At 70.9% G+C, this 17,029-nt stretch carries 18 protein-coding genes; 3 read left to right on the top strand and 15 right to left on the bottom strand.

The genetic code is table 11. From position 1 onward, the window contains the following. The 4 genes from EFK10_RS13720 to rimP form a co-directional block, all read right to left on the bottom strand. A partial coding sequence (locus tag EFK10_RS13720; RefSeq protein ID WP_206305441.1) for a translation initiation factor IF-2 N-terminal domain-containing protein occupies positions 1-332 on the bottom strand: 332 nt, incomplete at its 3' end. A 157-nt stretch (positions 333-489) separates the two neighbouring features. Beyond that, positions 490-768, bottom strand: a complete 279-nt coding sequence (locus EFK10_RS13715) for a YlxR family protein (RefSeq protein ID WP_127355990.1) — start codon at positions 766-768, stop codon at positions 490-492. 80 nt (positions 769-848) lie between these two features. After that, positions 849-1,835 carry a transcription termination factor NusA gene (nusA, locus tag EFK10_RS13710; protein ID WP_127355989.1) on the bottom strand — a complete coding sequence of 329 codons (987 nt, stop codon included), beginning with the start codon at positions 1,833-1,835 and terminating at the stop codon, positions 849-851. Between the two features lie 2 nt (positions 1,836-1,837). Beyond that, entirely contained in the window at positions 1,838-2,377 is a 540-nt protein-coding gene (gene rimP / locus EFK10_RS13705) for a ribosome maturation factor RimP (RefSeq protein WP_127355988.1), read from the bottom strand. 336 nt (positions 2,378-2,713) lie between these two features. On the opposite strand from rimP, the gene EFK10_RS13700 reads away from it, so the two are divergent. The 3 genes from EFK10_RS13700 to EFK10_RS13690 are packed head-to-tail and all read left to right on the top strand — an operon-like array spanning position 2,714 to position 4,660. After that, positions 2,714-3,229 carry a hypothetical protein gene (locus tag EFK10_RS13700; RefSeq protein WP_127355987.1) on the top strand — a complete coding sequence of 172 codons (516 nt, stop codon included), beginning with the start codon at positions 2,714-2,716 and terminating at the stop codon, positions 3,227-3,229. 7 nt (positions 3,230-3,236) lie between these two features. Then, the gene (locus tag EFK10_RS13695; RefSeq protein WP_127355986.1) at positions 3,237-3,710 is read left to right on the top strand and encodes a ferritin-like domain-containing protein; all 474 of its coding nucleotides are present in this window, start codon (positions 3,237-3,239) and stop codon (positions 3,708-3,710) included. Between the two features lie 29 nt (positions 3,711-3,739). Then, positions 3,740-4,660 (top strand): aminoglycoside phosphotransferase family protein, encoded by a 921-nt coding sequence (locus EFK10_RS13690; protein ID WP_127355985.1) that lies wholly within the window; start codon positions 3,740-3,742, stop codon positions 4,658-4,660. Between the two features lie 475 nt (positions 4,661-5,135). On the opposite strand, the gene EFK10_RS13685 is transcribed toward EFK10_RS13690, so the two are convergent. The 11 genes from EFK10_RS13685 to EFK10_RS13635 all read right to left on the bottom strand — a co-directional run. Then, positions 5,136-6,824, bottom strand: a complete 1,689-nt coding sequence (locus EFK10_RS13685) for a proline--tRNA ligase (protein ID WP_127355984.1) — start codon at positions 6,822-6,824, stop codon at positions 5,136-5,138. Positions 6,825-6,872: 48 nt separating this feature from the next. Next, positions 6,873-7,406 (bottom strand): GNAT family N-acetyltransferase, encoded by a 534-nt coding sequence (locus tag EFK10_RS13680; protein ID WP_127355983.1) that lies wholly within the window; start codon positions 7,404-7,406, stop codon positions 6,873-6,875. Between the two features lie 14 nt (positions 7,407-7,420). Further along, positions 7,421-8,266 carry a GNAT family N-acetyltransferase gene (locus EFK10_RS13675; RefSeq protein WP_127355982.1) on the bottom strand — a complete coding sequence of 282 codons (846 nt, stop codon included), beginning with the start codon at positions 8,264-8,266 and terminating at the stop codon, positions 7,421-7,423. Positions 8,267-8,397: 131 nt separating this feature from the next. Then, the gene (gene ispG / locus EFK10_RS13670; RefSeq protein ID WP_127355981.1) at positions 8,398-9,552 is read right to left on the bottom strand and encodes a flavodoxin-dependent (E)-4-hydroxy-3-methylbut-2-enyl-diphosphate synthase; all 1,155 of its coding nucleotides are present in this window, start codon (positions 9,550-9,552) and stop codon (positions 8,398-8,400) included. 99 nt (positions 9,553-9,651) lie between these two features. Beyond that, positions 9,652-10,977 (bottom strand): M50 family metallopeptidase, encoded by a 1,326-nt coding sequence (locus EFK10_RS13665; protein WP_127355980.1) that lies wholly within the window; start codon positions 10,975-10,977, stop codon positions 9,652-9,654. After that, on the bottom strand, positions 10,974-12,227 hold the full coding sequence (gene dxr, locus EFK10_RS13660; protein ID WP_127355979.1) for a 1-deoxy-D-xylulose-5-phosphate reductoisomerase: 1,254 nt from the start codon (positions 12,225-12,227) through the stop codon (positions 10,974-10,976). The genes EFK10_RS13665 and dxr overlap by 4 nt, the downstream gene beginning before the upstream one ends. A 41-nt stretch (positions 12,228-12,268) precedes the next feature. Next, positions 12,269-12,448 (bottom strand): hypothetical protein, encoded by a 180-nt coding sequence (locus tag EFK10_RS13655; RefSeq protein ID WP_127355978.1) that lies wholly within the window; start codon positions 12,446-12,448, stop codon positions 12,269-12,271. A 64-nt stretch (positions 12,449-12,512) separates the two neighbouring features. Continuing rightward, positions 12,513-12,887 carry a hypothetical protein gene (locus EFK10_RS13650; protein WP_127355977.1) on the bottom strand — a complete coding sequence of 125 codons (375 nt, stop codon included), beginning with the start codon at positions 12,885-12,887 and terminating at the stop codon, positions 12,513-12,515. A 68-nt stretch (positions 12,888-12,955) separates the two neighbouring features. Continuing rightward, positions 12,956-14,887, bottom strand: coding sequence for an acyl-CoA dehydrogenase family protein (locus EFK10_RS13645; protein ID WP_127355976.1), 1,932 nt, complete (start codon positions 14,885-14,887; stop codon positions 12,956-12,958). A gap of 146 nt (positions 14,888-15,033) precedes the next feature. Then, the gene (locus tag EFK10_RS13640; RefSeq protein ID WP_127355975.1) at positions 15,034-16,482 is read right to left on the bottom strand and encodes an aldehyde dehydrogenase family protein; all 1,449 of its coding nucleotides are present in this window, start codon (positions 16,480-16,482) and stop codon (positions 15,034-15,036) included. A 95-nt stretch (positions 16,483-16,577) separates the two neighbouring features. Then, a partial coding sequence (locus tag EFK10_RS13635) for a PucR family transcriptional regulator (RefSeq protein WP_164835986.1) occupies positions 16,578-17,029 on the bottom strand: 452 nt, incomplete at its 5' end.

Raw genomic sequence — 17,029 nt, 5'->3', positions numbered from 1 at the left:
CCCGCGGGCTTGGCACCAGCCACGGGCGTTACGGGAGAGGGACCGGCGGCCGGCTTGGCGGCCGGGGCGGCGGGACGAGCCGGCGCACCCGGAGTGGGGGCACCCGGCCTCGCGGGCGCAGCCTTGCGCGGCGCCGCGGGCTTCGCACCAGGCTTCCCGGCGGAACCGCCGCCGGGGCCCTGCAATGCGTCAGTCAACTTGCGGACAACCGGCGCCTCGATCGTCGAGGACGCCGAACGGACGAATTCGCCAAGTTCTTGGAGCTTGGCCATGACGACCTTGCTCTCAACTCCGAACTCCTTGGCGAGTTCGTATACCCGGACCTTAGCCACTTCGCTCCTTCTGAGGTCCGGGGTGGTCGTCCGCCGGACCGTCGCTACTTCATGGGCGTACTCATCGCGTGCTCATCGAGTGCTCATCGCAATCTCGACCTACTTCCAACTCGCGGGGGTACCTGACCGCACGGTGTCCCGTGCGTTCCTTGCTTGCTTACGGTGTTGCCTGCTCGACGTGCCAACGCAAGTCGGCGGTATCGAGCGTTCCCCGCACCCGAAGGGCCCGGGGAAACGCCCGGCGGCGGACCGCCAGGTCGAGACAGATAGTGGCGGGGTGCACATATGCACCCCGACCGGGCAGCGTACCGCGATCATCCGGGACGAGTTCGTCCCCGACCACCACCACACGCAGCAGATCCTTCTTGGCCGCTCGTTCCCGGCAACCGATGCAGGTGCGCTCCGGGCATGCTGGGCTGTGCGTCCGGCCAGACACCTTTAAGTCTACCTCCCCGCGCCGACCTCACCCCTCCGGGTTATTCGACGCACGGTCGTTCGATCGTTACTGTCCGGAAATCACTCGGCAGGCTGCTCGGTGTCCGGACGGATGTCGATCCGCCAGCCGGTGAGCCGGGCGGCCAGACGGGCGTTCTGCCCTTCCTTGCCGATCGCCAGCGACAGCTGGTAGTCCGGCACGGTCACCCGGGCCGACCTCGCACCGAGGTCCACGACCTCGACCTTGCTCACCCGAGCGGGTGACAGCGCGTTCGCGACCATCTCCGCCGGGTCGTCCGACCAGTCCACGATGTCGATCTTCTCACCGTGCAGCTCCGCCATCACCGCGCGCACCCGGGCGCCCATCGGGCCGATGCACGCTCCCTTGGCGTTCAGCCCCGAGCGGGTCGAGCGGACCGCGATCTTGGTGCGGTGACCGGCCTCGCGGGCGATCGCCGAGATCTCCACCGACCCGTCGGCGATCTCCGGCACCTCGAGCGCGAAGAGCTTCTTGACCAGGTTCGGGTGCGTACGGGACAGCGTCACCGACGGCCCGCGCACGCCCTTGGCGACCCGGACCACGTACGAGCGCAGGCGGATGCCGTGCTTGTAGTCCTCGCCCGGCACCTGCTCCTGGACCGGCAGGATCGCCTCCAGCTTGCCGATGTCGACCAGCACGTTCTTGGGGTCCTTGCCCTGCTGGACGATGCCGGTGACGATGTCGCCCTCGCGGCCGGCGAACTCGCCGAAGGTGATCTCGTCCTCCGCGTCCCGCAGGCGCTGGAGGATCACCTGCTTGGCGGTGGTCGCCGCGATCCGCCCGAACCCGGTCGGGGTGTCGTCGAACTCGCGCGGCTCCTCGCCCTCGGCGACCTCGGAGGGGTCCTCCTTGGCCCAGACGGTCACGTGGCCGTTCGTACGGTCCAGCTCCACGCGGGCGTTGCGGTGGCTGTGCGGCTCCCGGTGGTACGCGATGAGGAGAGCCGATTCAATCGCTCCGACCAGCAGATCGAACGAGATCTCCTTCTCCCGTACCAGACCCCGCAGGGCACTCATGTCGATGTCCACGGCTACGCCTCCTCAGTGTTCTCGTCGCTGTCGGTTTCGGCGTCGGCCGTATCCGCTGCGCCGTCTTCCTTGCGGTTGAACTCGATCTCAATGCGCGCCTTCACGATCTCGCCGAAGGCGAGGCGGGCGGGCTTGGGCTTGCGTCCCTTGACGCCGGGGACTTCGAGGTCGAGTCCCTCGTCGTCCACCTCGATGATCCGCGCGACGGTGTCGCCCCCGGCGGTCAGCGTGAACTTGACCAGCCGGCCGGTGTTGCGGCGGAAGTGCCGCGGCTCGGTGAGGGGGCGGTCCAGGCCCGGGGAGCTGACCTCCAGCAGGTACTCGCCGTTGCCCATGGCATCGGACGCGTCCAGCGCCTGCGAGATCTCCCGGCTCAGCTCCGCGACCGCGTCGAGCTGTACGCCCTCGTCGGAATCCACCACGACCTGCAGCTGCCGGCGCTTGCCGGCCTGCGTCACCTTGACCTCTTCCAGATCCAGTCCCGCCTTGGTGACGAGCGGCTCCAGCAGCCCGCGCAGCCTTTCGCTCTGGGTGGTGCTCATCCGGGTGACTCCTCGGCCGCGTGTGCTGTTGTGGTGGTAGGTCGCGTGTCGGCCCAAAGCCTATCGGTTCCGGCGCCGCGATCGCGATTCGGGCCGCCCCACCTGCCCCGTCCTGTCCTGCGCCTCCCGCCTGGCGGCGTTTCCGCGGCACACCCCCGGAGCCCCTCCCTCCGCGCTCCGTTCCGTTCTGCGCCCCTCGCATCGCTCCGCGAGCTTCGAAGCGCTGCGCCGGCCTCTGGCCTCCGCTCCTGGGGCACCGCCGGAGGCTCTGCGGCGCACCCCTGGAGCCCCTCCCTCCGCGCGCCGCTGAGTGCTGCCCGGGTACCCTCAGCTTTGATGATCACGGGAAAGAATCAGGCGGCGCCGCGCAGGCGCGCGGTGCTGGCCGCGTCGGCTCTGCCGGCGGTGGGCGCGCTGCTGGGCGGTTGTTCCAACGACGACTCGGCGCAGAGGACGGCCGCGTCGCTCAAGGCCTCGCCGTCCGCCTCGCCCGGGGCGGTGTTGCAGGCGGCGGCCGGCCGCGACAGTACGGGACTGCTGGCCAAATACGACGCCGTCATCGCGGCGTATCCCGCGCTGGCGGGCCGGCTGGCGCCGCTGCGGGCCGAGGTCGCGCGGCACGCGAAGGCCTTCGGGGCCACGGCGTCGGCCTCGGCGTCGCCGTCGACCTCGGCGTCGCCGGTGGCGCCGGGTACCGGGGACGCAGCCCTGGCGGCTCTCGCGTCGGCGGAGCAGTCGCTGGCGGACGCCCGTACGAAGGCGCTGCTCGACGCCCCGTCGGAGCTGGCGCGGCTGCTGGCCTCGGTCGCCGCGGCCGGGTCCTGTCACGTGCTGCTGCTCAAGGAAGGCTGACCCCCGCATGGCACTCACGCCGCTCGCGGCAGTCCAGGCTGCTCTGGCCGCCGAGCACGCCGCCGTCTATGGCTACGGCGTGATCGGCGCCCGCGTCTCCCCCGGCCGCGCGGACGAGGCCCGTACGGCGTACGACGCCCACCGCGCCCGGCGCGACACACTGCGCCGCACCGTCACCGACCTCGGCGGCACCCCGGTCGCGGCCGAACCGGCGTACGCGCTGCCATTCCCGGTGCCGGACTCGGCGGCGGCCATACGTCTCGCGGCCGAGCTGGAGGACCGGGTCGCCGCGGTCTACGCCGACCTGGTCCGGGCCGCCACCGCCGACCTGCGCGCCGAGGCCGCGGGCTGGCTGCGCGAGGCCGCCGTACGCGCGGTTCGCTGGCGCGGCGAGAGCGTAGCCTTCCCGGGGCTGGCCGAACGGGCGGCGGGCACGGCGGACACGTCCCCCTCGGCGTCCTCCGGCGCCACCGCCCTGTAGCCCCGACCTGACGGAGGGACAGACCGACGATGACGCACCTTCAGCCGCTTCAGCCCCCGGAACGGCTGGTCCGTACGATCAGCGCCTGGGAGGGCGACGCCGGCCGCGCCTGGCTCGACTCCCTCCCCGGACGCGTCGCGGACTACCTGGTGCGGTGGGAACTGCGGCCGGAGCGCGTCTTCACCCCGGGCGGCCAGATCAGCATGATCGTGCTCGTACGCCTGGCCGACGAAACCCCAGCGGTCCTCAAGGCCGGCCTGGTCACCGTCGAGACCCGCAACGAAGCCGCCGCGCTTGCCCACTGGGACGGCCGCGGCGCGGTGCGACTGATCGACGCCGACCCGGCGGAAGGCATGCTGCTCCTCGAACGCCTCCAGGGCGACGTCTCCCTGCGGTCCCTCCCCGAGCCGAAGGCCATGCTCGAGGCGTCCGCGATCCTGCAGCGCTTGTGGGTGCCCGCGGCTGACGATCACCCCTTCACATCGGTCGCCGGCTACACGGCCGGGCTCGCCGCGACCCTGCGCGAGCGGCGCGAGCAGCCCTGGGCGGCGGACATCCGCCACCTCATCGACGATGCCCTGGAAACCCGGGAGCGGCTTCTGGTGGAGCCCGTCGACGACGTCCTGCTCCACGGCGACTACCACCACGGCAACGTCCTCGCCGCCGACCGCGCCCACTGGCTCGCCATCGACCCCAAGCCGCTCGTCGGCGACCCCGCCTACGACCTCGCCTGGCTCACCCGCGACCGCCTCGACACCCTCGCCGCCGCGCCCGGCGCCGAGTCCGCCGCCCGTCGCCGCATCACCAAGCTCGCCGACTCCCTCGACGTCGACCGTGACCGCCTCCGCGGCTGGACCCTCTTCCGCGCCGTCGAGGCCGGCACCTGGGGTCTCTCCGTCGGCGACCGCGACTGGGCCGAGCTCCTCCTTGAATTCGCCGCCTGGCTCTGATTTTCAACGCGCCTCTCGGCTTCGAGTCGCCGCGCCGGACTCCGTCCGTCGTGCCAGGGTTGCCGCCCCGGGTGCGCCTGGGGTTGTCGGTCACGTGCCGCCCGGGGGGTAGTCCCCCACCCCACCCCTTCCCGAAACCAGGGGGCCAGCCCCCTGGGCCCTCCCCCAGAGGGGGTATCCCCAGGTCCTCAAACGCCGGACAGGCTGAATTCGCCCTACGATCCTCTCGCCTCCGGGCGCTTCGCACCGGGTGCCCTTCTCACCGGGTTGTGGGTAGGCCGTCCGCGAGAGGCGCAGAAAAGAGGGGCACCCGGCCACACACCCGCAGGCGCCAACGCGATCCCGGCCATCCGCCCGGCAAGGGCCTCGCGGCGCCCGGGCCGACGGACGGAGTCCGGCACAGCCGGGCGAAGCCCGAGAGGCCCCCCGGGGCCGAGCGGCGCGAGCCCGGCGTTGGGGATGGGGCGAGGCCGGATCAGGAGCTGAGGCGGGACAGGGCGTCGGAGACGGGGAGTTCTTCGCGAGTGCCGGTGCGGCGGTCCTTGAGCTCGATGATGCCTTCGGCGGCGCGGCGGCCGACGACGAGGATGGTGGGGACGCCGATGAGCTCGGCGTCGGTGAACTTGACGCCAGGGGAGACGCCGGGGCGGTCGTCGACAAGGACGCGGACGCCGGCGGCGTGCAGCTTTTCGGCGAGCTCGAGGGCGAGCTCGGTCTGGACGGCCTTGCCGGCGGCGACAACGTGGACGTCGGCGGGGGCGACCTCGCGGGGCCAGCAGAGGCCCTGGTCGTCGGCGGTCTGCTCGGCGAGGGCGGCGACGGCGCGGGAGACGCCGATGCCGTAGGAGCCCATGGTGACGCGTACGGGCTTGCCGTTCTGGCCGAGGACGTCGAGCTCGAAGGCGTCGGCGTACTTGCGGCCGAGCTGGAAGATGTGGCCGACCTCGATGGCCCGGTCGAGCCGCAGACCGGTGCCGCAGGTGGGGCAGGGGTCGCCGGGCTGGACGGTGACGACGTCGAGGTAGCGGTCGACGTCGAAGTCACGGCCGACGACGACGTTGCGGGCGTGCTTGCCCGCGACGTTGGCGCCGGTGATCCAGGCGGTGCCGGGGGCGATGCGGGGGTCGGCGATGTAGGGGACGCCGGACAGTCCCTGGGGGCCGACGTAGCCGCGCACCAGGTCGGGGCGCCCGGTGAAGTCGTCGGCGGTGACCAGTTCCACGACGGCCGGGGCGAGGTGCTCCGCGAGCTTGCCGAGGTCGACCTCACGGTCGCCGGGGACGCCGATCGCGGTGATCTCGCCGTCGACCTTCACCAGCAGGTTCTTCAGGGTCGCCGATGCCGGCACGCCCAGGTGGGCGGCGAGCGTCTCGATGGTCGGGGTGTCGGGGGTGTCCAGCTCCTCCACCGGCCCGTGGGCGGAGCCGTCGACCGGCACCAGCGCGGTGGTCACCGCCTCCGTGTTGGCGGCGAAGTCGCATGCCGGGCAGTCGGCGAAGGTGTCCTCCCCCGCTGCGGCCGGGGCCAGGAACTCCTCGGACGCGGAGCCGCCCATCGCGCCGGAGACGGCGGAGCAGATCCGGTAGTCGAAGCCGAGCCGCTCGAAGATGCGGATGTAGGCCTCGCGGTGCAGGCGGTAGGACTCGGCCAGGCCCTCGTCCGTGGTGTCGAAGGAGTACGAGTCCTTCATCTGGAACTCACGGCCGCGCAGCACTCCCGAGCGCGGCCGGGCCTCGTCCCGGAACTTGGTCTGGATCTGGTAGAGGATCACTGGCAGGTCCTTGTAGGACGTGCACTGGTCCTTCACCGTCTGCGTGAAGATCTCCTCGTGCGTCGGCCCGAGCAGATAGTCCGCGCCCTTGCGGTCCTTCAGGCGGAAGAGCAGGTCGCCGTACTCCGACCAGCGGCCCGTCGCCTCGTACGGCTCGCGCGGCAGCAGTGCGGGGAGGAGTACTTCCTGGCCGCCGATGGCGTCCATCTCCTCGCGGATGACGCGGGAGACGTTCTCCAGGACCCTCTTGCCGAGCGGCAGCCAGGTCCACATTCCCGCGGAGGTGCGGCGGACGTACCCGGCGCGGACCAGGAGCTTGTGGCTCGCGGTCTCGGCGTCGGCCGGGTCGTCGCGCAGCGTCTTGAGCATCAGACGGGACATGCGCAGGACCATGGTGGACTCCAGGGATGTGGTGACGCGGGTTCTGCCCGAGGATATCGGCTACCGGAGCAGCGGAAGCACGGCGCCCATCACCGCGTACGGGCTCGGGGCGCTCGGGAAGTACACGGGGCGGGCCAGGTCCACGTAGCCGAGGGCGCGGTAGAGGCGGCGGGCGCGGCTCTCGACGTCGATGGCGGAGAGGATGCTGCGCGGCTCGGAAGCGGTGTCGGTGATCGTCGTGATCAGCTCGCGGCCCAGGCCACGGCCCTGAAAGCGGGGGTGGACGTGCAGTTCGGTGATGGTGAAGGAGTCGTCGAGCCAGTCGTCATTGCCGGTCTGCCGCATGTAGGGCTCGACGACGGTCGACCACCAGTGGCCGCGGCTGTTGGGCATCCCGTAGACGAAGCCGACCATCCGGTCGCCGGGGGCGGTGGCGGCGAGTGCGCGCACGCCGGGGTAGGTGAGGTGCCGCAGTACGATCTGCCGGCGGATGGCGATCTCGTCGTCGGCGAGTCCGAAGGCCACGGCCTGTACGGCCAGCGCGTCGTCGACCCGCGCAGCGAGATCGACCGGCCCGATCACCACGTCATCCATGGGCGGGGACATTACTAGAACAGCACGCTCATGAAAGCGCCGACCTCGGTGAACCCGACCCGGCGGTAGGCGGCGCGGGCCGGGGCGTTGTAGTCGTTGACGTACAGGCTGGCGACGGGGGACACGTCGCGGAGCGCGTAGTGCAGTACGGCGGACATTCCGGTTTCGGAGAGGCCACGGCCGCGATGTTCGGGGGCGACCCAGACGCCCTGGATCTGGCAGGCGTGCCGGGTGACCGCACCGATCTCGGCCTTGAAGACCACCCGGCCGTTCTCTATGCGGGCGAACGACCGCCCGGTGGTGACGAGTTCGGCGACGCGGGCCTGGTAGAGCAGTCCGCCGTCGCCGGCGAGCGGGGAGACGCCGACCTCTTCGGTGAACATGGCGACGCAGGCCGGCATGATCACGTCGATCTCGTCCCGCCGCACCCGGCGCACGAGCGGGTCGGGGGCGACCTCGGCGGGCAGGGCCCGAGTGACCATCAGCGGCTGCCGGGCCCGGACCTCGCGGGCGGGGCCCCAGCTGCGTTCCAACAGTGACCACAGCTCGGCGGTCGACTCCGCCGGGCCCACGATGGACGAGCAGCGACGGCCCGTACGGCGGGCCCGTTCGGCGAAGGCCCGGATCGCCTCCGGCCCGGCGCAGATCGGGACGAGGTTCGCCCCGGCGTAGCAGAGCGAGGTCAGCCGGCCGCCCGCGTACCAGCCCCACATCTCGCCGCCCAGCCGCCAGGGGTCGAGCCCCGCTACGTTGACGCGCGAGGCGACGAAGGCATTGGTGACCGGGTCGCGGTTGAGCACCTCAAGAGCGGCTTCGAGATCGCCGGGCTCCAGGACTCTTGTGGTGGTCGTCGTCAACACGGTTGGGCGCCTCACCGTACGGCCGCAGCGGCATGGGTCCCCGCACGATACCTCGCCGGGGCCGATCCTTCACGCTGTCCGCCAGGCCGGGGTTACCGTACGGGCCCCGGCCGAAGGCTGATAACCGCCGTTCAGCTGATGCTGACGGCGGGCTCGCCGGAGGCGACGCCGTCCGCTTCCATCTGCTCGGCGATCTTCATGGCCTCTTCGATGAGGGTCTCCACGATCTTCGACTCGGGCACGGTCTTGATGACCTCGCCCTTGACGAAGATCTGCCCCTTCCCGTTGCCGGAGGCGACGCCGAGGTCGGCCTCGCGGGCCTCGCCGGGACCGTTGACGACGCAGCCCATGACGGCGACGCGCAGCGGCACCTCCATGCCCTCCAGGCCTGCCGTGACCTGGTCGGCGAGCTTGTAGACGTCGACCTGGGCGCGCCCGCAGGACGGGCAGGAGACGATCTCCAGCCGCCGCTGCCGCAGGTTCAGCGACTCCAGGATCTGGATGCCGACCTTGACCTCCTCGGCCGGGGGCGCGGAGAGCGAGACGCGGATCGTGTCGCCGATGCCCTCGCTCAGCAGGGCGCCGAAGGCGACGGCCGACTTGATGGTGCCCTGGAAGGCCGGGCCGGCCTCGGTCACGCCGAGGTGCAGCGGGTAGTCGCACTGGGCGGCGAGCTGCCGGTAGGCGTTGACCATGACGACCGGGTCGTTGTGCTTCACCGAGATCTTGATGTCCCGGAAGCCGTGCTCCTCGAACAGCGAGCACTCCCAGAGCGCCGACTCCACCAGCGCCTCGGGCGTGGCCTTGCCGTACTTCTCCAGGAGGCGCTTGTCGAGCGATCCGGCGTTGACGCCGATACGGATCGGGGTGCCGCTCTCGGAGGCCGCGCGCGCGATCTCCTTCACGTTGCCGTCGAACTGCCGGATGTTGCCCGGGTTGACGCGGACGGCCGCGCACCCGGCGTCGATCGCCGCGAAGACGTACTTCGGCTGGAAATGGATGTCCGCGATCACCGGGATCTGCGACTTCTTGGCGATGGTCGCGAGGGCGTCGGCGTCGTCCTGCGAGGGGCAGGCGACGCGTACGATCTGGCAGCCCGAGGCGGTGAGCTCGGCGATCTGCTGCAGGGTGGCGCCGATGTCCGCGGTCACGGTCGTCGTCATCGACTGCACTGACACAGGAGCGTCGCCGCCCACTGCCACCGATCCGACCTGGATCTTGCGGCTCGGGCGGCGGTCGGCGAGCTTGGTCGGAACGGACGGGATCCCGAGCGAAATCGCGGTCATGTGCGTGCTGTCCCCAAAGTGTGGATCGAGGTCCCGGCGGCGTGGGCGGGCTCCGCTTACCGAGATTACGGCACCCGGCCCGCCCACCTCACCTCGCACCTAGGTCAAACGCACCGGATTGATGAGATCCGCAGCCATGACCAGCGCCGTGAAGCAGATGAAAATACCGGCGACGACGTAAGCGACCGGCATCAGCTTGGCCACGTCGAAGGGGCCGGGGTCGGGCCGCCGGAAGACCCGGGCGACATTACGGCGCACGGACTCCCACAGCGCGCCGGCGATGTGCCCGCCGTCGAGCGGGAGCAGCGGGAGCATGTTGAAGAGGAAGAGCGAGAGGTTGATCCCGGCGAGGAGGCTGAGGAAGAAGGCGATCCGCTGGGTGACCGGGATGTTGAGGGCGAAGACGTCGCCGCCGATGCGGGCGGCGCCGATCATGCCGACCGGGGAGTCCTGCTTGCGTGGGGCGCCGTTGAAAACGGAGTTCCACAGGTCCGGCACCTTGGACGGCAGGGCGACGAGCGATTGAACGCCGCTCTGGGCCATGTCGCCCATCCGCGCGACCGACTGGGGGAAGTCCAGCCGTACGACGCCGCTGGCGGGGGTGAAGCCGAGGAATCCGGCCGTGACGTACTGGCCCTCGGAGTAGCCGCCGTTGCCGTCGGTCTTGGTGACCTTGTTCTTGATGAGGTCGGCGTGCAGGGTGACCGGCTTCCCGCTCCGCAGGACGGTGATGGTGGCCGGGCCCGTGGTGTCGCGGATCTCCTTCTGGAGGACGGACCACTGGCTGGAGTCGACCGAGGTGCCGTTGAAGGCGATGATCCGGTCCCCGGCCTTGAGCCCGGCCTTCTTGGCCGGCGACTCGGGGTACTTGCTGCTGGCGCAGGGGTCCTTGGCCTTGAGCGCGGCCGAGTCGGACTGCGAGATGACGCAGTCCGAGACTGCGCCGACGGTCGTGGTCTGGGTGGTGCTGCCGAAGCCCATCAGCACCAGCAGGAAGAGCACGAAGGCCAGGATCAGGTTCATGAACGGCCCGGCGAACATGACGATGACGCGCTTCCACGGCTTGCGCGTGTAGAACAGCCGGGTCTCGTCGCCGGGCTTGACCTCCTCGTACGAGGCCTCGCGGGCGTCCTCGATCATGCTGCGCCAGGGCGAGGTGGAGCGGGCCGTGATCCGGCCGTCGTCGCCGGGCGGGAACATGCCGATCATACGGATGTAGCCGCCGAGCGGGATGGCCTTGAAGCCGTACTCGGTCTCGCCCTTGTGCCGGGACCAGATGGTGGGGCCGAAGCCGACCATGTACTGCGGCACGCGGATCTTGAAGAGCTTGGCGGTCGAGAGGTGGCCCAGCTCGTGCCAGGCGATCGAGATGAGAAGTCCGAAGAAGAAGACGACTATCCCGATGGCCCACATGAGGGTCGTCATACGCGTGCTGCCTCCGTAGTCGCCTGCTCTGCCAGTTCCCGTGCCCGGATCCTGGCCCACTGCTCCGCATTGAGGACGTCCTCGACGGTGAGCGAAGTTCCCGTGTCCGGGATGCCGTGCTCCTTCACCACCTGTGCGACGGTATCCACGATCCCGGTGAACGGCAGCCTGCCCGCGAGGAAGGCGTCGACGCACTCCTCGTTGGCCGCGTTGAACACCGCGGGCGCGGTGCCCCCGAGGCTACCGACATGACGGGCCAGCGCCACCGAGGGGAACGCCTCGTCGTCGAGCGGGAAAAAGGTCCAGGTCGCTGCCTTGGTCCAGTCGCAGCCCGGCGCGGCGTCCGGCACCCGCTCGGGCCAGCCGAGGCCGAGGGCGATCGGCATCCGCATGTCCGGGGGGCCGGCCTGGGCCAGTGTCGAACCGTCAGTGAATTCCACCATCGAGTGGATATACGACTGCGGATGGACTACGACCTCAATCCGGTCGAAGGGAATGTCGTAGAGCAGGTGGGCCTCGATCACCTCGAGGCCCTTGTTGACGAGCGTCGCCGAGTTGATGGTCACGACCGGGCCCATGTCCCAGGTCGGGTGCGCGAGCGCCTGCTCGGGGGTGACGCCGGCCAGGTCCTCCTTCGTACGTCCCCGGAAGGGGCCGCCGGAAGCGGTGACGACGAGCTTGCGGACCTCGGCCCGGGTGCCGCCCATCAGGGCCTGGAAGAGCGCCGAGTGCTCGGAGTCGACCGGCACGATCTGCCCAGGCTTCGCGACCGCCTTGACCAGCGGGCCGCCGACGATCAGCGACTCCTTGTTGGCCAGGACCAGGATTCGTCCGGCCTCCAGGGCGGCCAGCGTGGGCCGCAGGCCGATGGAGCCGGTGATGCCGTTGAGCACCGAGTGGCACTCCATGGCCGCCACCTCGGTCGCCGCGTCGGGCCCGGCCAGGATCCTGGGCAGGGGCTCGTTTCCGTACCGTACGGCCAGCGCCTCGCGCAGCGGGCCCGCGGCCTGCTCGGCGGCCACCGCGACGGCCTGTACGCCCAGCTGGTGGGCCTGCTCGGCGAGCAGCGCGACCCGGCCGCCGGCCGCCGAGAGGGCCACCACGCGGAAGCGGTCCGGGTTACGGAGCACCACGTCGATGGCCTGGGTGCCGATCGACCCGGTCGAGCCGAGGATCACTATGTCCCGGGGGCCGCCGGTCGTGGTCTGACCGGGCAGGCGCAGATGCGGGTCGGCGAGAGAGTCGTCCATCCCACCATTGTGGCCGCTCCCATTGCCGCCGGACGCCCGGGTCAGCCATACCAGCTCACCTGGACGACGACGATGCGCTCGCCGCGCACATCGGTCAGGTATGTCAGCATGAGCCTTCCTCGACTCTCGCTGCGCAGGCCCGGTGAGCGGCCCATGTACGAGGCGCCGTCCAGGAAGACCATCGAGTCGCGCACGGCGATCTCAGTGGCGAGCTGATCCAACTCGCGGAGTGCTTCGGCCGGCAGGCCGTCCAGCAGATCGTCCGGATCGTGCTCCCAATGCCAGTCAGCCGCCGGCGATCTCGCGATGCGCGGACCGGACGATGTCGCCGGCCTCGCGGATCGCTCTCGCTCTGACATCCGGGTCCTCGCTGTCCAATGCGTGTTCCGCCGCGTGCAGCCGCTGCGCGGTGGCCGGGTTCCGTTCAATCGCCACGACGGCGCCCCACCGTTCGTAGAACATGCGGATGGGGACGACGCTGCCGTCGTCACCGGCCTGGACAAAGGCCCTCTCCATCTCCTCGAAGAACTCCGGCAAGCGGGACGGCACGACGGTGGCAATGGCCTGGCGCAGCGCGGGCAGCGTGAGCTCGGGCATCGGAATGATCGGCCCGTCGTGCTGCGGCTGCCCGCTGGTCGTTCCGTCACTGGCGATACGCATGCGGTCAGAGTAGCCCGCACCCGACCCCCGGTCGGGGCGAAAGCGACATCTTCACCGCATGCGCGCGCTCACCGGATGGGACGGTGCACGTTCTCCGCCTTGGAGGGGCCCGGGGTGGCGTCGGCGATCCAGGGGCCTTCGCCGGAGGGGTCGACGATGCCCTGTTCCAGCCAGGTGTAGGCGCCGCCGAGGACGCCGTCGACGACGCGGCGGTCGATGTCGTCGGTGTTGCTCCACAGGCGGCCGAAGAGCTCCTCGACGCGGATCCGGGACTGGCGGCAGAAGGCGTCGGCGAGCTGGTGGGCGGCGCGGCCGTTCTCGTCGCCCTGGGATCGGAGCATCTCGGCTCGTACGCAGGCGGCGCTCATGGCGAACAGCTCGGCGCCGATGTCCACGACCCGGCCGAGGAAGCCCTGCTTGGTCTCCATGCGGCCCTGCCAGCGGGACATGGCGTAGAAGGTGGAGCGGGCGAGCTTGCGGGCGCTGCGCTCCACATAGCGCAGGTGTCCGGCCAGGTCATCGAACTCGGCGTACGCGGTCGGGAGTTGGCCAGGCCCCGCGACGAGCTTGGGGAGCCAGCGGGCGTAGAAGCCGCCGGCCTTGACGCCGGCCTTGGCCTTGTCGCCCAGGGACTTGTCCGGGTCGATGAGGTCACCGGCGACGGAGAGGTGGGCGTCGACGGCCTCGCGGGCGATCAGCAGGTGCATGATCTCGGTGGAGCCCTCGAAGATGCGGTTGATGCGCAGGTCGCGCAGCACCTGCTCGGCGGGGACGGCACGTTCGCCACGGGCGGCGAGCGACTCGGCGGTCTCGAAGCCCCGGCCGCCGCGGATCTGGACCAGCTCGTCCGCCATCAGCCAGGCCATCTCGGAACCGTAGAGCTTGGCGAGGGCGGCCTCGATGCGGATGTCGTTGCGGTTCTCGTCGGCCATCTGGGAGGAGAGGTCGACTACCGCTTCGAGGGCGAAGGTGGTGGCGGCGATGAAGGCGATCTTCGAACCGACGGCCTCGTGCTTGGCGATCGGCTTGCCCCACTGCTCGCGTACGGCGGACCACTCGCGGGCGATCTTCAGGCACCACTTGCCCGCGCCCACGCACATCGCGGGCAGGGAGAGCCGCCCGGTGTTGAGCGTGGTGAGGGCGATCTTCAGGCCTGCGCCCTCAGGGCCGATGCGGTTCTCGGCGGGGACCCGGACCTGGTGGAAGCGGGTGACGCCGTTCTCCAGGCCGCGCAGGCCCATGAAGGCGTTGCGGTTCTCGACGGTGACGCCCTCGGCGTTCGTCTCGACGACGAAGGCCGTGATGCCGCCCTTGTGGCCCTCGGACTTGGGGACTCGGGCCATCACGACCAGGAGGTCGGCGACCACGCCGTTGGTCGTCCAGAGCTTCACGCCGTCCAGGACGTACTCCGAGCCGTCCTCGGTGGGGACGGCGCTGGTGGCCAGGCGGGCCGGGTCGGAGCCGACGTCGGGCTCGGTGAGCAGGAAGGCGGTGATGTCCGTGCGCGCGCAGCGCGGCAGGAACTTCTCCTTCTGCTCGGTGGTGCCGAAAAGTTTCAGCGGCTGCGGTACGCCGATCGACTGATGCGCCGAGAGCAGGGCGCCCAGCGCCGGGTTGGCGGAGCCGACGAGGGCGAGGGCCTTGTTGTAGTACACCTGGGTGAGGCCCAGGCCGCCGTACTTGGTGTCGATCTTCATGCCGAGGGCGCCCAGCTCCTTGAGGCCGTCGATGACCTCGTCCGGGATACGCGCCTCGCGCTCGATGCGGGCGGAGTCGATCGTCTCGCAGAAGTCGCTGAGCTTGGCCAGGAACTCCTCGCCGCGCTGTTCGTCGTCGGCGGCGGGCATGGGATGCGGGTGGATCAGGTCGAGCCGGAAGCGGCCCAGGAACAGCTCCTTGGCGAAGCTGGGCCTGCGCCAGTCCTGCTCACGGGCGGCCTCGGCGACCTGGCGCGCTTCGCGCTCCGAGACCTGACGGGGGGCGGGTGCGGATGCGGACATGGGGGACGCCACCTCTCCGGTTACCGGGCGGTGCTACTTGTCCGTATGTACCCCATATCCGGCATGCCCGCCAGCCCTCGCACACAAGCGAAAGGCGCGGTCGGGGCGCGCCGCACACGCGCCCCGACCGCTGGAGGGGGTGGCTCTTACAGAGCGAGGCCGGTCAGGACCAGCACGCGCTCGTAGGTGTAGTCGTCCATCGCGTACTTCACGCCCTCGCGGCCGATGCCGGAGTCCTTGACGCCGCCGTACGGCATTTGGTCGGCGCGGTAGGAGGGGGCGTCGCCGATGATGACGCCGCCGACCTCCAGGGCGCGGTGGGCGCGAAAGGCGGTCTGCAGGTCGTGGGTGAAGACACCGCTCTGCAGGCCGAAGCGGGAGTCGTTGACGGCCGCGAAGGCCTCGTCCGTGCCGTCCACCTTCTGCAGGGACAGCACCGGGCCGAAGATCTCCTCGGTGGCCACGATCGCGTCGGCCGGGATATCGGCGAGGACGGTGGGCGCGTACGTCGCGCCCTCGCGGCTGCCGCCGGTGAGGAGCTTGGCGCCCTTGGCGATCGCGTCCTCGACCCAGGACTCGACGCGCTTGGCGGCGTTCTCGTCGACCAGGGGGCCGACGTCGGTGGCGTCGTCGGACGGGTCACCTGTCACCTGGGCCTCGACCTTGGCGACGATCTTCTCGGCGAGGCGGTCGTAGACGCTCGCGTCGGCGATCACGCGCTGGACCGAGATGCAGGACTGGCCGCCCTGGTAGTTGGCGAAGGTGGCGATCCTGGTCGCCGCCCACTCCAGGTCCTCCTCGGAGGACCAGTCGGCGAGGACGACTGCGGCCGCATTGCCGCCCAGCTCCAGAGTGACGTGCTTGCGCGGCACCGAGTCCAGGATCTGGTAGCCGACCTTGTCCGAGCCGGTGAAGGAGATCACCGGCAGGCGCTTGTCCTGCACCAGTGAAGGCATCTGGTCGTTCGGGACGGTCAGCACGCTCCAGGCACCGGCGGGCAGGCCCTCGGTCTCCGCCAGGATCTCGCCCAGGACGAGGGCGGACAGCGGGGTCGCCGGAGCCGGCTTGAGGATGATGGGCGCGCCGACCGCGATCGCCGGTGCGACCTTGTGGGCGACCAGGTTCAGCGGGAAGTTGAACGGCGCGATCCCGAGCACGCTGCCACGCGGGAAGCGGCGGGTCAGCGCGAGGCGGCCGACGCCGCCCGCGTCGGTGTCCAGCCGCTGCGCCTCACCGCTGTTGAAGCGACGGGCCTCCTCCGACGCCCACCGGAAGACCGAGACCGCGCGGCCGACCTCGCCGCGCGCCCACTTCACCGGCTTGCCGTTCTCGGCGCTGATGAGCTGGGCGATCTCCTCGCTCCGCTCGGTCAGGCGCTTGGCGACGTGGTCCAGCGCGGCACTGCGTACGTGCGCCGGGGTCGCCGCGAACGCGGCCTCGGCGGCGTGGGCGGCGGCGACGGCCTCCTCCACCTGTTCGGCGGTGGGCACGCCGACGGTGCCGACGACGCGGCCGTCCCAGGCGTTGGTGACGTCGAAGCTGTCCTCGCCAGTGGCCTGGCGGCCGGCGAGCCAGAAGGCGGTGGGGGTGCTCATGCGAACACGGTAGGGCGGGGCGGGCGTTGTGGTGCTTGTCCAGTACGGAGTACGTGCGGTGCGCAGCGCTCCGTTTTGGCAGGGGCGCGCGTCGGTCAGCCGGAGGCCTTGAGAGCGAGCCAGAGCTCCATCCGTACGTCCGGGTCGTCGAGCGAGCGGCCCAGGATCTCCTCCACGCGGCGCATGCGGTAGCGCAGGGTGTGGCGGTGGACGCCGAGATCGGCGGCGGCGGCGTCCCACTGGCCGTGCCGGGAGAGCCAGGCCTGGAGCGAGGCGACGAGGTCACCGCGGGCATGGGCATCGTGGTCGCGCAGCGGGCGCAGCAGGCCGTCGGCGAAGGCGTGCACCGCGTCGTCGCTGAGAAGCGGAAGGACGGAACCGGCGCCGACCTCGTCGTGCTCGACCAGACTGCGGCCCCGGCGGCGGGCGACGGCGAGGGCCCGTTCGGCCTGGGCGTGGGCGGCCGGCACCTCCCCGGAGCCGGGGGCCGTGGCGGAGAGGCCGGCGACCAGCGCGTCGTCGGCCTCGGCGAAGCCCGCGGCGGCCG

The organism is Streptomyces soli, from assembly GCF_003999195.1.
GTDB classification, from domain to species: domain Bacteria; phylum Actinomycetota; class Actinomycetes; order Streptomycetales; family Streptomycetaceae; genus Actinacidiphila; species Actinacidiphila soli.
The sequence above is the reverse complement of the archived record's forward strand: the minus strand, read 5'-3'. Positions and strand labels throughout refer to the sequence as shown.